Below are 14,319 nucleotides of genomic sequence, written 5' to 3' on the forward strand. Positions count from 1 at the left end.
TCGCGGAATGAACGAGATGACAACTTTGCGACCAGTGATCGTGACCGGCGCTGCCGGCTTTATCGGAATGCATGTCTGTGAACGGCTGTTGGCGCGTGGCGAACAGGTCGTTGGTATCGATGCGTTCACACCGTATTACGATCCGGCGCTGAAGCGCGCGCGCCTCGAAAAGCTCAAGCATCTTCCGGGCTTCAGCTTCCACGAGATCGACCTTGCCGATTTTGCCGCGGTGATCCGCGTATTCGATGAAGTCGCGCCCGATCGGGTTGTCCACCTTGCGGCGCAGCCGGGCGTGCGCGCCTCGATCGACGATCCCATCACCAGCATCCGTGCCAATTGTGACGGCTTTGTCACCGTGCTGGAGGCCGGCCGGCGCCATGGCCTGGCGCATCTCGTCTACGCCTCGTCGAGCTCTGTCTATGGTGCCAACCGCACCCTGCCGTATTCGACCGAGCAATCGGTGAACCATCCGGTCAGCCTGTATGCCGCGAGCAAGAAGGCCAACGAGCTGATGGCGCACACCTTTGCGCATGTTCACAAGCTGCCGGTGACGGGCCTGCGCTTCTTCACCGTCTACGGTCCGTGGGGCCGGCCCGACATGGCCGCCTATCTGTTCACGCGCGCGATCTTCGCGAATGAGCCGATCAAGATTTTCAATAATGGCGACATGTGGCGCGACTTCACCTATGTCGACGACATCGTCGAGGGCGTGATCCGCACCCTCGATCGGCCCGCAGCTCCGAATCCCGCGTGGAACGCGGAGCGGCCTGAAAATTCGTCGAGCTATGCGCCGTACCGCGTCTACAACATCGGCAACAACAGGTCGGTCAAGCTGCTCGAGTTCGTCGAGACGCTCGAGAAGATCATCGGCAAGCCCGCGATCCGCAAGCTGCTGCCGATGCAGGCCGGCGACGTCCTGGAGACGCGCGCCGACATCTCCGCCCTCCAGCGCGACGTCGGTTTCGCGCCGTCGACGCCAATCGCGGAAGGCCTCGCGCGTTTCGTCGAATGGTATCGAAAGTACCACGGCGTGTGATCGCCGAAGCGAACGGCAAGACAACAAAAATACTCGGGTGGCGACGGTTAAGGTTTGTTCGGCTTGCGAAGCAGCTTGCCCTAATGTTGGGCGTGCGACCGGATAGAGAATTGGTCTAGGGTGTTCAGTGGAACATCCGTCGTCAACGGAAAGAGTTTTTCATGCGAATCGCGATGATCGGCACGGGTTATGTGGGACTGGTGTCCGGAGCCTGCTTTGCGGATTTCGGTCACGACGTCACCTGCGTCGACAAGGACGAGAAGAAGATCGCTAGCCTTCATCGCGGCGAGATCCCGATCTACGAACCGGGCCTCGACGAACTGGTCGCGACCAATGTGAAGGCCAAGCGCCTCGACTTCACCACTGACCTGTCGAAGCCGGTCGCGGATGCCGATGCCGTGTTCATCGCGGTCGGCACGCCGTCGCGTCGCGGCGATGGCCATGCCGATCTCTCTTACGTCTACGCTGCCGCGAAGGAGATCGCGCAGTCGCTGTCCGGCTTCACCGTCGTGGTGACGAAGTCGACCGTTCCGGTCGGCACTGGTGACGAGGTCGAGCGCATCATCCGCGAGGCCAATCCCAAGGCCGACGTCGTCGTCGCCTCCAATCCGGAGTTCCTGCGCGAGGGCGCTGCGATCCGCGACTTCAAGTTCCCCGATCGCGTCGTGGTCGGCACGTCCGACGAGCGCGGCCGCAAGGTGATGGGCGACATCTACCGTCCGCTTTCGCTGAACCAGGCGCCGCTGATGTTTACCGCGCGCCGCACCGCCGAGATGATCAAATACGCCGCCAACGCGTTCCTCGCGACCAAGATCACCTTCATCAACGAGATCGCGGACCTCTCGGAAAAGGTCGGCGCCAACGTCCAGGAAGTCGCGCGCGGCATCGGCCTCGACAACCGCATCGGCACAAAATTCCTGCATGCCGGTCCGGGCTTCGGCGGCTCCTGCTTCCCGAAGGACACCAAGGCGCTGATCAAGATCGCGCAGGATTACGACGTGAGCTTGCGCATCGTCGAATCTGTGCTGGCGGTCAACGAGAACCGCAAGCGGGCGATGGCACGGAAAGTCAGCCAGGCGCTGGGCGGCTCCTTGCGCGGCAAGACCATCGCCGTGCTCGGCCTCACCTTCAAGCCCGACACCGACGACATGCGCGATGCGCCGTCGATCCCGCTGGTCACCGGCCTGATCGACATGGGCGCAAAGGTGAAGGCCTTCGACCCGGTCGGCATGGAGCAGGCAAAGGGCGAGCTGCCCAACATCACCTACTCCGAGGACGCCTATTCCTGCGCCCAAGACGCCGATGCAATCGTCATCGTCACCGAATGGGTGCAGTTCCGCGCGCTCGATCTCGACCGGCTGAAGAGCGTCATGGCGCAGCCCGTCGTCGTCGACCTCCGCAACATCTACCGCCCCGAAGAGATGGCCGAGGCCGGCTTCGTTTATGAAAGCGTGGGACGGTCGTCCCAGGCTTAGGGTCCCAGGCCTGACCGATCATGCCGAGCTGATCATCGCCCGCCTCCTCGTGAGGCGGGCGAAATCGTCTCCGATGCGTTATGATCCAGCCGCGCCTGCCGCGATGGAGACTGCCATGACCGACGACACCCACACGATCCGCAGTGGCTCCCTCACCGCGACCATCAAGGCGCACGGCGCCGAGATGTGCTCGCTCAGGCATGAGGACGGCACCGAGTTCGTCTGGCAGGCAGGTCCCGCCTGGGCGCGCCATGCGCCATTGCTGTTTCCGATCGTCGGGCGTCTCGCCAATGACGAAATGCGGTACCGGGGCAAGACCTACCGGATGACCCAGCATGGCTTTGCGCGCGACAGCCGTTTTGCCTGGACGGGGCGTGGCGAGAACCGTTGCGCGCTCGTGCTCGAGGACAGCGAGGCGACGCGTGCGCTCTATCCGTTCGCGTTTCGGCTGACGGCGGCCTATGCGCTCGATGCGTCCGGTCTCGATCTCTCGCTCACGGTCGCCAACACCGGCAAGGAGACGCTGTCGGTGTCGCTCGGTGGCCACCCCGCTTTCAACTGGCCGCTTCGTCCTGGTGTGCCGAAGCAGAGCTACGCGCTGACATTCACGCACGAGGAGCCGTCCCCGGTTCACCGTGTCGAAGGCGGCCTCCTGCTCGCGGATACGGATCCGAGCCCGGTCCGAGGCACTGTACTTCCTTTGTCGGAAGCGCTGTTCAGTAACGACGCCGTCATCCTCGATCCCGTCAACAGCCGCGGGGTCCGCTATGCCGCCACGGATGGCACCGGGCCCTGGCTCAAAATGTCCTGGCGCGGCTTTCGCGAACTCGGCGTCTGGTCGAAGCCGTCAGGCGCGCCGTTCCTTTGCATCGAACCCTGGCGCGGCTATGCAAGCCCCAAGGCGTTCGACGGCGAATTCAGCGACAAGCCGGGCTTGATGCACATCGCACCCGGCGCTGAGGAGCAGTTGTCGTTCCGGGTCGACGTGGGAATATCCTAGAGCATGATCCGGAAAAGTGTGAAGCGGTTTTCCGGAAAGATCATGCGCAAACAACAACCTGAAGCGCGATGAAGATTCATCCACATCTCATCGCGCTTTGCTCTCACACCTCGATGCGCGTCAGGTCTTCGCCGAGCACGACGGGACCTGAATAATCCCGCCGGACATCCGCAAGGAGCGCGTTCAGCATGGTGTCGTCGGTGCGGGGACGGTGATGGGTCAGCGCCAGCTTCTTGACGCCTGCTTTGGCCGCGATCTTGCCGACGGTGTCACCGCAAGCCAGCGTGTATTTCGCAAGCCGCCGGAAATGGTCGTTGTTGATCTCCGGCGTCGCGAGAAAGCAGACTTGCACGAGCAGGTCGGCGCCCTCAGCCAGCCGCTCGAGGCCGGGGCAGGGGACGGTGTCGCCCGAAATCGCAATGACCTTGCCGTCCGCCTCGAAGCGATAACCGAGACACATCCAGCGCGCGAGAAACGCCGGTGACATGTCGAGCCCGTCGCCATGCGAAACGAGCTCGGCGCTGATCTTCCAGCGACCGGTATCGAGAACGGGGCCTGGAATGATGTCGGTTGCGACCACCGGTTTCCAGCCGCCGAACGTCGGCTCGCCCTGGTCGCGCCAGGCGATGTCTTTGTCGTAAACCTGCGTCACCAGCGTGTTGACGAGCCGTTCGGTATCCGGTGGCCCATAGATTCGCAGATCGTCCTTACGCCCATGCATCCAGGAATTCAGCATCACGTCGTAGAGGTCGCCGATGTGATCGAAATGATGATGGGTGAGAAAGACCGTGTTGATGGCGCCGAGCGGCACGCCGGCCTTGCTGAGCTGCACCATGACGCCGCGGCCCGCGTCGAACAGGATGTTCTCTTCGCCGAGCCTGATCAACGTCGTCGTTGCCATGCGACGTGGGTCCGGGCGCGGACCGCCGGTGCCGAGCAGAATGACTTCCATGGCGCTTACTCCCGTATGTAGCTCGTCGGTTTGGTCCCGTGAGGTTCGAAGGCGGTGCAGGCCAGATCGAAGCGGACGTTATGTTAACCAGCAGTTGAATCCGAATTCGGATGAGCGGAATTGTCGGCGCCGGGCGCGGCCGAAGCCGGTCCGGCGAGCCAGGCTCACACATCCATGCGCTCAGTGAGAAGTGTGGGCCAATTCATACTTAATACTGCAATACCGTGACCTATATTGTTTGGGCGACACAAGAAGCCTAGTATTCCGGCAGGCAGTTTCGGGGGCTCGAATAAGCCGTGAATGTTCGTTCACATGACAACGCATCACGCGGCGACTCGAATTTTCGAGCCGGGTCGCAGGCACACAGGACATCCAATATCGTGGCTGATTCCGCACTTCAGGAATTGCGTCCCATTGGGCGCGAGCGATTGATCGTGGTCGAAGACGATCCGGTAACCCGCACGATGCTGGTCGGTTACTTCAGCGAGAACAATTTCGACGTGATCGGCGCCGGGACCTGCGCGGAATGTCGCCAGGCGCTGCGCGCGCGTACCGACCTCGTCTTCCTCGACGTGCAGTTGCCCGACGGCGACGGCTTCGAGCTCGCCAAGGAGATCCAGGCGACCAGCAATGCGGGCATCATCTTCGTGACCCGCCGAGACACCGACGTCGATCGCATCCTCGGTCTCGAGATCGCCGGCGATCACTACGTCACCAAGCCGATCAATCTGCGCGAACTGCTGGCGCGTGCGCGCAGCGTGTTGCGGCGGCGCTCGATCGACCGCAAGGCGGCGCGCAACCACAATTCGATCGCCTTCGGCGACTGGATCATCGATCTGACGCGGCGCGAGCTGCTCGGCAGCGACGGCAAGCCGGTGGCGCTGACGCGCGCCGAGTTCGATCTGCTCGCCGCACTCGTCGGTGCGGACGGACGGCCGCTCAGCCGCGACTATCTGATCGAGGTCGTCAGTAACCGCCAGGCCGAGGTCGACATCCGCACGGTCGATGCGCTGGTGGCGCGGCTGCGCCGCAAGCTCGTCGGCAGCGGCACGCCTGTCATCGCCACCGTCACCGGTGTCGGCTACAAGCTCGCGCTCAGCGAACGGCTCTGATCTCATCTCGCGAAAGACCTGATCGCCCGCGCAGCTATCGTGTGCGGGCGCTTTGATCCGTGGTGATTTGCCGCGTCGCTGCCGCGAGCTGGTCGTCGACCGCATAGAGCGTGCAGGTCGGCGACCATTTCATGCAGGCCGCGAGCGAATCGCGTTGCGCATCGTCCACGGTGGTGCGCCCCGAGCGCCAGCCGTAACCGCCATTGGGCGACACCGCGAAAGCCTTGTGCGGCGTGGTGCTGGCGAGATAGCGCGCAAACTCGGCTTTCGCCGCCTCACTGAAATGGCCGGGCGGCGGCAGCGGGTCGGGCGGGCTCAGGATGTCGTGGGCGAGGGCGCGCTCGCGCAGGAAGGCGTCGAGATAAGGCGTCCATTGCGGGCGGCCCGCCACGGAATAGAGGTAGTGGCCGTCGTCGCCGTAAGACGGCGCCGGGACGAATTTCGCATTGCCGCCATTGGCGCGAAAGGCAGCGTAGAGGCGGCGCGCCAGATCCGGGCCGAAGTACTGGTCGTTGGCCGCGTAGACCCACAGCATCGGCACCCGCGAGGTCTTGCCGAAGCTGGCGAACGCCTGCACCAGCCCATCCTCGTTGCAGACGTCTTCGTCATCGTCGCGCGAGCCCCGGCCGCCGGCGAAGCTGATCGCGGCGACGAGACCGGGCGGCGGCTGCGCGGTCAGGGCGACGGTGGCGAGCCCGCCGGCGGAATGGCCGGCTGCGATCATGCCTGTCGTGGTGACGTCGGGCCGACGCGCCATCGCATCGATCGCGGCGCGCAAATCGGCAACCGCTACCGCGGCCGCCGGCAGATAGGCGGCATTGGCGCAGCCGCCGACGCTATCGACCCGGCCGCCGGGCGATGTGCCGTAGCCGCGCCGCATCACGATCAGGGCGGCGAAGCCGCGCCGGGCATATTCCAGCGCGATGCCGTAATATTCGCGCGCGTTCATGGTTGCGCGATCGCCGAAGCTGCGCGGCGTGCCATGGCTGAGCAGTGCCAGCGGATAGCGCTTGGTCCCGGCCGGGCGAACCAGAAACGCCTCCAGCCCCTGCGGTCCGGCTTCGGCCATTGGGATGCGGAGATCCTCGACGTAGAACTGGGCGGCGCGCGCCGACGCGCTGGCCAGGGTGAGGCCCATGGCGAGGCTGGCGATCAGAATAAACGAGAGCCAGTAAAACCGCGTCATGCGCCGACTCGAAAAGGTCCGATTTAAAAGAACACCATAGCACGATCGTCTCCCTTGATATCGTGAAACGCATCCATCTCCGTCACCCTGAGGTGGCCGCTTCTTCAGCGGCCCTCGAAGGGCGACGGCCCGGCGGCATCTCGGCCGTTCATCCTTCGAGGCTCGGCACCCCGCGCGTTGCGCGGCGTACCTCGCACCTCAGGATGACGGAATCGGCCAAGGAACAGCTCCCCCGTCGCGCGTGTTGTGGTTTGGCGCGAGCGCGGCCGATGCTATGGTGTGGCGCAATCTCTGGACGGCAGGACGAGGATATTTCAGTGGCTGACATTCATCCCGCGGCGGGCAAGCTGGTTTCGCCGGACGCGCTCGCCAACATTCCGCGGCTCGTGACGGCCTATTTCGCGGGCAAGCCCGACGTCGCCGACCCTGCGCAGCGGGTGGCGTTCGGCACCTCGGGCCATCGCGGCACCTCGTTCAAGAACACCTTCAACGAAGGCCATATCCTGGCGACCACGCAGGCGATCTGCGACTACCGAAAGGAGAAGGGCCTCACCGGTCCGCTCTTCATCGGCATCGACACCCATGCGCTGGCCGAGCCTGCGCTTGCGAGTGCGGTCGAGGTGTTCGCGGCGAACGGCGTCGAGGTGATGATCGACAAGGACCACGGCTACACGCCGACGCCGGTGATCTCGCACGCGATCCTCACCTACAACAAGGGCCGCACATCGGGGCTGGCCGACGGCGTCGTCGTCACGCCTTCGCACAATCCGCCGGAGGACGGCGGCTACAAATACAATCCGCCGAATGGCGGCCCGGCTGACACCGATGTGACCGGTGTCGTCGAGAAGCGCGCCAACGCCTATCTCGCCGACGGGCTCAAGGGCGTGAAGCGCATTGACTACGCCAAGGCACTGAAGTCGTCGAGCGTTCATGCCAACGACTACATCACCCCCTACGTCGCCGATCTCGGCAATGTCGTCGATCTCGAGCTCGTCAAATCCGCCGGCATCAATATCGGTATCGACCCGCTCGGCGGCGCCGCCGTGCATTACTGGCATCCGATCATCGAGCGCTACGGCCTCAAGGCTACCGTCGTGAACGAGGCGATCGACCCGACCTTCCGCTTCATGACGGTCGACTGGGACGGCAAGATCCGCATGGACTGCTCCTCGCCTTACGCGATGGCGAGCCTGATCGCGATGCGCGACCGTTTTGACGTCGCCTTTGCCAACGACACCGATGCCGATCGCCACGGCATCGTGACCCGCACCGGCGGCCTGATGAATCCGAACCACTATCTGGCGACCGCGATCTCCTATCTGTTCGCGCACCGGCCGAACTGGAGCAAGGATGCCGCGATCGGCAAGACCGTGGTGTCGAGCTCGATCATCGATCGTGTCGCGAAAAAGCTCGGCCGTAAGCTGGTGGAGACGCCGGTCGGCTTCAAATGGTTCGTCGACGGCCTCGTCAGCGGCGGCTTCGGCTTCGGCGGCGAGGAGAGTGCGGGCGCCTCATTCCTGCGCCGCGACGGCACGGTGTGGACCACCGACAAGGATGGCATCATCCTCGGCCTGCTCGCCGCCGAGATCTTGGCCAAGACCGGCCGCGATCCGAGCCAGCTGTTCAATGATCTCACCGCCGAGCTCGGCGTTCCCCATTACGCGCGCATCGACGTCGCCGCGACCGGGCCGCAGAAGAACATCCTGAAATCCGTCACACCGGAGCAACTCGGGTTGAAAGATCTCGCCGGCGATCCCGTCCGCTCCACGCTGAGCAAGGCGCCCGGCAACGGCCAGCCGTTCGGCGGCATCAAGGTCGAAACGGATTTCGGCTGGTTCGCGGCGCGGCCGTCGGGGACGGAAGACGTCTACAAGATCTACGCCGAGAGCTTCCGCAGCACCGAGCACCTGAAGAAGATTCAGCAGGAAGCGCAGGCGGGCCTGGCGAAGGTGTTCGGCGCGTAACGGCCGAGGCGGGCTTTCTCTCTTACCCTCCCCTGGAGGGGGAGGGTCGATGCGCATGCAGCGAAGCGAAATGCGCAGCGGGGTGGGGTGAAGGTCCCTCCGCGATGAACAGTGCCCGTATGGAGAGATCACCCCGCCCCGGCGCTTCGCACCGACCCTCCCCCTCCAGGGGAGGTAATCGGCATTCCTGTATCCAAATCTAGTACATAAAGGTATTATAGTAAGCATTTTTGCTCTTGAACGATTTAATATCTCCAGTACTGTATACATAACGCATACATAAGCCCTGGGAGATCGCCGGTGACAAAACCCTTCCCCATGAACGCCTGGTACGCCGCCGCGTGGGACGCGGAGGTGAAGCCGGCGCTGTTGCCGCGGACGATCTGCGGCAAGCACATCGTGATGTACCGCAAGGCCGACGGCTCGGTGGCTGCTCTTGAGGATGCCTGCTGGCATCGCCTGGTGCCGCTGTCCAAGGGCCGGCTCGAAGGCGACACCGTCGTCTGCGGCTATCACGGCCTGAAATACAATGCGCAGGGCCGCTGCACTTTCATGCCCTCGCAGGAGACCATCAATCCATCGGCCTGCGTGCGCGCCTATCCCGTGGTCGAACGTCATCGTTACATCTGGCTCTGGATGGGCGACCCTGCGCTCGCCGATCCCGCGCTCGTGCCCGACATGCACTGGAATCACGATCCGGCCTGGGCCGGCGACGGCAAGACCATCCGCGTCAATTGCGACTATCGCCTCGTGCTCGACAATCTCATGGACCTCACCCACGAGACCTTCGTGCACGGCTCCTCGATTGGGAATGACGCGGTTGCCGAAGCGCCGTTCGACGTCACCCATGGCGAGAAGACGGTGACGGTGACGCGCTGGATGCGCGGCATCGAGGCGCCGCCGTTCTGGGCCAAGCAACTCGGCAAGGGAGGCCTCGTCGACCGCTGGCAGATCATCCGCTTCGAAGCCCCGTGCACCATCGCCATCGATGTCGGCGTCGCGCCGACCGGCACCGGCGCGCCCGAAGGCGACCGCTCGCAGGGCGTCAACGGCTTCGTGCTCAACACCATCACGCCCGAGACCGAGAAGACCTGCCATTACTTCTGGGCGTTCGTGCGCAACTATCAGATCGGCGAGCAGCGCATCACCACCGAGATCCGCGAGGGCGTCTCCGGCATCTTCCACGAGGACGAGTTGATCCTCGAGGCGCAGCAGCGCGCGATGGACGAGAATCCGGATCGCATCTTCTACAATCTCAACATCGACGCCGGCGCGATGTGGACGCGCAAGCTGATCGACCGGATGGTTGCGAAGGAAAACCCGCCAACACACCTCCAGGCCGCGGAGTAATCCAGGTGAAGGCAGCGCCCGAGCGTGAGGTCGACCGCTCCGTCTCGCAGACCGTGAAAGCGCAGCTCGCGCTGCGCGACCAGATCCTGTCGGGCGCCTTGCGCCCGGGCGAGCGCATCTCCGAGCTGCAGGCGGTGGAGACCACCGGCGCCTCGCGCACGCCGGTGCGCATGGCGCTGGTGCGGCTGGAGGAGGAGGGCCTGCTGGAGGCGATCCCCTCCGGCGGCTTCATGGTGAAAGCGTTTTCGGAGCGCGACATTTCCGATTCCATCGAGCTGCGCGGCACGCTGGAAGGCCTCGCCGCGCGCTTTGCCGCGGAGCGCGGCGTCTCCGCGCGCGAGCTCGAACCTCTGAAAGAGTGTCTCGCCGCGATCGACGATCTGCTGCGGCAAGTGCCGATCTCGATCGAAGCCTTCTCGTCCTATGTCGCGCTGAACGCGCGCTTCCACGCGCTGCTCACCGAATTGTCGCGCAGCCCGCCATTGGTTCGGCAGATCGACCGCGCCTCGGCGCTGCCGTTTGCGTCTCCAAGCGGCTTCGTGATGGCGCAGTCGGCGCTGCCCGAGGCGCAGCAGATCCTCATCATCGGGCAGGAGCACCACCGCGTCGTGATCGACGCCATCGAGAACCGCGAGGGTGCGCGTGCCGAAGCCGTGATGCGCGAGCACGCGCGGCTTGCGGTGCGAAATTTGCGGCTCGCGTTGCGCAACCGCACCCATCTCGATCTCCTGCCGGCGCTCGCGCTGATCAAGACCGCAACCGATTGAGGGCAATGCCATGCGCTTCATCGAAACCTGGATTCCGGCGACGCTGGTGTCGACGCGCGATCTATCGCCCGGCATCCGCGAATTCCTGATCCGGCCGGATCAATTCGACGGCGCGGCCTATCCGGTCGGCAGCCATATCAATGTCAGCGTCACCATCGATGGCTTGCCGGAGACGCGGTCCTATTCGCTGGTCGGCGAGGCTTCGTCCGCTGGCTTCAGGATCGCGGTGCGCCGCGCCGAGGATTCGCGCGGCGGCTCGCGCTACATGTGGCAGCTCGCGCCGGGCGCGCGGCTCGACATCACCCGGCCCGCCTCGCTCGTCGCGGTCGACTGGGCGCGCGAAAACTATTGCCTGATCGCCGGCGGCATCGGCATCACCCCGATCCTCGGTGCCGCGCAGGCGCTGGCGCGCCGCGGGGCAAGCGTTACGCTGCACTACGCCGTGCGCCGGCGCGCTGACGCTGCCTATCTCGACGATCTCGCGCGCCTGCTCGGTGACCGCCTGGTCGTCCATGCCAGCGATGAAGGCAAGCGGCTCGACCTCGACAGGCTGTTCGCCTCGTTGCCGAAGGGCACGCTGACGCTGTTCTGCGGCCCGATGCGGATGCTCGATGCCGCCCGCCACGCCTGGATCGGCGCCGGCCATCCGCTTCCCGATCTCCGCTACGAGACCTTCGGCTCCAGCGGCTCGCTGCCGACCGAGACCTTTCGTGTGCGTCTGAAGGGGTCTGACGTCGAGCTCGAAATCCCGCGCGAGCGTTCGATGCTGGATGTCCTCAACGCCAGCGGCTTTGAGGTGATATCCGACTGCAAGCGCGGCGAATGCGGCCTTTGCGCCATCGATGTCGTCGATGTCGACGGCGAGATCGACCATCGCGACGTCTTCTTCAGCGATCACCAGAAGCAAAGCAACGAGAAAATCTGCGCCTGCGTCTCGCGCGCGCGGGGCACGATCACGGTGGATACGCTGTTGCGGGCGGATGCGGTCTGAGGCGGCCTACGCCGCGAAGATCGCCCGCAGCTTCTTCGAGTTGAGCAGCGCCTGCACACCATCGGCCGACACCGGCCGGCCGATCAGGTAGCCCTGCACTTCGTCGCAGGCGATCTGGCGGAGATATTCGAGCTGGTCGGCGGTCTCGACGCCTTCGGCGACCACGTCGATGTTGAGGTCGCGCGCCAGCGAGATCACCGATTTCACGATCGCCGCGCAATCCGGCTGCACCAGCATGTCGCGGATGAAGGACTGGTCGATCTTGATGCGGCTGAACGGCAGCTTGCGCAGGTATGTCAGTGACGAGAAGCCGGTGCCGAAATCATCCAGCGCCACCGTGGCGCCGAGCTCCAGCAGCGCATTCAGGATCGAGGCGGCCGAGCCGTATTTCGACAGCAGCATCGATTCCGTGATTTCGATCTCGAGCCTGTCAGGCGCGACCCTGGCGTCGGCCAGCGCCTGCACGATGGTCTGGAGGATGCTCGCGTTGTGAAACTGCGCGGCCGAGAAATTCACGGCGACCCGGATATCCTCCGGCCAGTCCGACAGCGTCGCGCAGGCGCGGCGGATCACCCATTCGCCGATCTCGTGGATCAGCCCGGTCTCTTCCGCGATCGGGATGAACTCGCTCGGCGGCACCAGTCCGCGCGAGGGATGCTGCCAGCGCAGCAGCGCCTCGAAACCGGTGATGCGGTTGTTGCCGAGATCGAGGAACGGCTGGAACACCAGAAACAGCTCGTTGCGCGCGACGGCGCCGGCGAGGTCCGTTTGCAAGGCCTTGCGGTCGCGCGAGGCCTTGTCGTCGGCTTCCTCGAAGAAGCAGATCGTGCCGGGTCCGGCCTTCTTGGCGCGATAGAGCGCGGCGTCCGCGTTCTTCATGATGTCGAGCGGCGTGTTGCCGTCGCGCGGCGCCAGCACGATGCCGACGCTGGTCGCGCCCACGATCTCGCAGCCCTCGATCAGCAACGGTTCGGCAAAGGCCGCGACGAAGCGCTCGGCGATCTCGAGCGCATCCTCGGGCCGCGCTAGATTGGCCATCACCAGCGCGAACTCGTCGCCGCCGATGCGGGCGACATGCTCGGCCGCGCGGGTGCAGCGTTGCAGCCGGCTTGCGACCTGCACCAAAAATTCATCACCGGCGGGATGGCCGAAGCGGTCGTTGACCTCCTTGAAGCGGTCGAGGTCGAGCAGCAGCACGGCGAATTCCTCGCCGGACAGCGCAAGCCGCTTCAGCGCGCCGTCGAGCGTCTCGTTGAAGGCGACGCGATTGGGCAAATGGGTGAGGGGGTCCTGGCGGACGATGCGCTCGGCCTCGATCTGCCGCATCACCCGCCGTGCAAATCCGATCGAATTGACGAACACGCCGCGCAGCAGCACGCTGCCATAGACCACGACCAGGAAAGCGATCAGCAGGAAGGCGAGGTCGCCGTTCCGGCTGAGGCAGATGGCGATGCCGACGAAGATCGGAGCAGTGAACGCGATGGCCGCGATCGGGATGGTGGCGAAGGCGAGCGCGCCGCCGGCCAGCATGCCCGAGCACAGGCAGGTGATGACGAGCTGGCCGCCGGTCGAAGCATTTGCAAAGAAGGCGACGGGGACGATGCCCCAGGCTGTGCCGAGCACGAAGGCATTGCGCACCAGCCGGTGCATGGCGCGGCGGGAGACGAATTGCGGCTTTGTGATCCGGCGCGAGGCGTGGGATTGCAGGCCGAACGCAATCGCGGCGCCGGCGACGGCGACGGCCCAGATCAGGGCGGGGATGCGGTCCGGTGACTGCCACAGCGCAATGGCGAGCACGGTGGCGTTGCAGGCATTGGCGAGCATGATGCCGACGGAATAGCCGAGCACCAGCGACATCTGCTCCGCGCGGATATGGCCGGCGACGGTTTCGTCGGTTGCGGGGCCGCCAAAGGCTGACAGATCGCCGGCAAACAGCCTTGCGACATAGTTGGTCAGTTGAGTCCGCATTCCAGGGCCTAGCAGCATGAGCCGTTTGTCCGGCTCGATCCGGAAAATTCACCGCAAAACTTTGACGAACTATGAATTATCCCCGATTGCCGCAGTCGCCGCGACCACTTCTGCGTGTTCGTGTCGCAGTATCGATAACAAATCGATACAAATGCGGCGCTCCGCGTTACGGCTGTAACGATAGGCCGAGCATCCGCCACTCACTCCGCTGTCATGCCCCGCGAAGGCGGGGCATCCAGTACGCCGTGGCCTATCGAGGAATCGCGACGGTCTCGGAGTACTGGATCGCCCGGTCCTGATGGGCAATTGCGCATAAGGCCGGGCGATGACAGCGGTGTCCGGGACGCGAGTCTCAATCAGACCAGCCCCTGCTCGGCCAGAAAATGCGTGAGCGTATCGGTCTGCTCGGAGCCGACGAAGGCGCCGATGTAGCCGTCGGGACGCACCCGGAAAGCCTCGGCCTGGTCAGGCGGCACGCCAGCGAAGCCGATCGCCATGTCAGCGAAGCCGCCGTCACG

At 64.6% G+C, this 14,319-nt stretch carries 12 protein-coding genes; 8 read left to right on the plus strand and 4 right to left on the minus strand.

Going from position 1 to position 14,319, the window contains the following annotated elements:
• Positions 1-16 precede the first annotated feature (16 nt).
• The 3 genes from NLM31_RS11125 to NLM31_RS11135 all read left to right on the plus strand — a co-directional run bounded on the left by NLM31_RS11125 (position 17) and on the right by NLM31_RS11135 (position 3,511).
• Complete coding sequence (locus NLM31_RS11125; protein ID WP_254192234.1) at positions 17-1,036, plus strand: NAD-dependent epimerase; 1,020 nt, start codon at positions 17-19, stop codon at positions 1,034-1,036.
• Positions 1,037-1,197: 161 nt separating this feature from the next.
• Positions 1,198-2,511 (plus strand): UDP-glucose/GDP-mannose dehydrogenase family protein, encoded by a 1,314-nt coding sequence (locus NLM31_RS11130; RefSeq protein WP_254192235.1) that lies wholly within the window; start codon positions 1,198-1,200, stop codon positions 2,509-2,511.
• Between the two features lie 115 nt (positions 2,512-2,626).
• Positions 2,627-3,511 (plus strand): aldose 1-epimerase family protein, encoded by an 885-nt coding sequence (locus tag NLM31_RS11135; RefSeq protein ID WP_254129210.1) that lies wholly within the window; start codon positions 2,627-2,629, stop codon positions 3,509-3,511.
• A gap of 103 nt (positions 3,512-3,614) precedes the next feature.
• Here NLM31_RS11135 and NLM31_RS11140 read toward each other — a convergent pair whose 3' ends face one another.
• Complete coding sequence (locus NLM31_RS11140) at positions 3,615-4,463, minus strand: MBL fold metallo-hydrolase (protein ID WP_254129211.1); 849 nt, start codon at positions 4,461-4,463, stop codon at positions 3,615-3,617.
• A gap of 296 nt (positions 4,464-4,759) precedes the next feature.
• On the opposite strand from NLM31_RS11140, the gene NLM31_RS11145 reads away from it, so the two are divergent.
• Entirely contained in the window at positions 4,760-5,575 is an 816-nt protein-coding gene (locus NLM31_RS11145) for a response regulator transcription factor (protein ID WP_254129212.1), read from the plus strand.
• A gap of 34 nt (positions 5,576-5,609) precedes the next feature.
• Here NLM31_RS11145 and NLM31_RS11150 read toward each other — a convergent pair whose 3' ends face one another.
• A complete protein-coding gene (locus tag NLM31_RS11150; RefSeq protein ID WP_254129213.1) occupies positions 5,610-6,761 on the minus strand; it encodes a S9 family peptidase in 1,152 nt (383 codons plus the stop codon).
• Positions 6,762-7,078: 317 nt separating this feature from the next.
• Between NLM31_RS11150 and pgm the strand changes: the two genes are divergently transcribed.
• From pgm to NLM31_RS11170, 4 genes are all read left to right on the plus strand, one after another.
• Complete coding sequence (pgm, locus tag NLM31_RS11155; protein ID WP_254192236.1) at positions 7,079-8,725, plus strand: phosphoglucomutase (alpha-D-glucose-1,6-bisphosphate-dependent); 1,647 nt, start codon at positions 7,079-7,081, stop codon at positions 8,723-8,725.
• 300 nt (positions 8,726-9,025) lie between these two features.
• On the plus strand, positions 9,026-10,075 hold the full coding sequence (locus tag NLM31_RS11160) for a Rieske 2Fe-2S domain-containing protein (RefSeq protein ID WP_254129215.1): 1,050 nt from the start codon (positions 9,026-9,028) through the stop codon (positions 10,073-10,075).
• A 5-nt stretch (positions 10,076-10,080) separates the two neighbouring features.
• Positions 10,081-10,842, plus strand: a complete 762-nt coding sequence (locus NLM31_RS11165; RefSeq protein ID WP_254129216.1) for a GntR family transcriptional regulator — start codon at positions 10,081-10,083, stop codon at positions 10,840-10,842.
• A gap of 10 nt (positions 10,843-10,852) precedes the next feature.
• Positions 10,853-11,833 (plus strand): PDR/VanB family oxidoreductase, encoded by a 981-nt coding sequence (locus tag NLM31_RS11170; protein WP_254192237.1) that lies wholly within the window; start codon positions 10,853-10,855, stop codon positions 11,831-11,833.
• A gap of 6 nt (positions 11,834-11,839) precedes the next feature.
• Here the strand turns inward: NLM31_RS11170 and NLM31_RS11175 are convergent, their stop codons facing one another.
• Together NLM31_RS11175 and NLM31_RS11180 are read right to left on the minus strand one after the other, a co-directional pair.
• The gene (locus NLM31_RS11175) at positions 11,840-13,801 is read right to left on the minus strand and encodes a bifunctional diguanylate cyclase/phosphodiesterase (RefSeq protein WP_254192238.1); all 1,962 of its coding nucleotides are present in this window, start codon (positions 13,799-13,801) and stop codon (positions 11,840-11,842) included.
• A gap of 356 nt (positions 13,802-14,157) precedes the next feature.
• Positions 14,158-14,298, minus strand: coding sequence for a hypothetical protein (locus tag NLM31_RS11180; RefSeq protein ID WP_254192239.1), 141 nt, complete (start codon positions 14,296-14,298; stop codon positions 14,158-14,160).
• Between the last annotated feature and the right edge of the window lie 21 nt (positions 14,299-14,319).

It is taken from the genome of Bradyrhizobium sp. CCGUVB4N (genome assembly GCF_024199945.1).
Classification (GTDB): Bacteria; Pseudomonadota; Alphaproteobacteria; order Rhizobiales; family Xanthobacteraceae; genus Bradyrhizobium.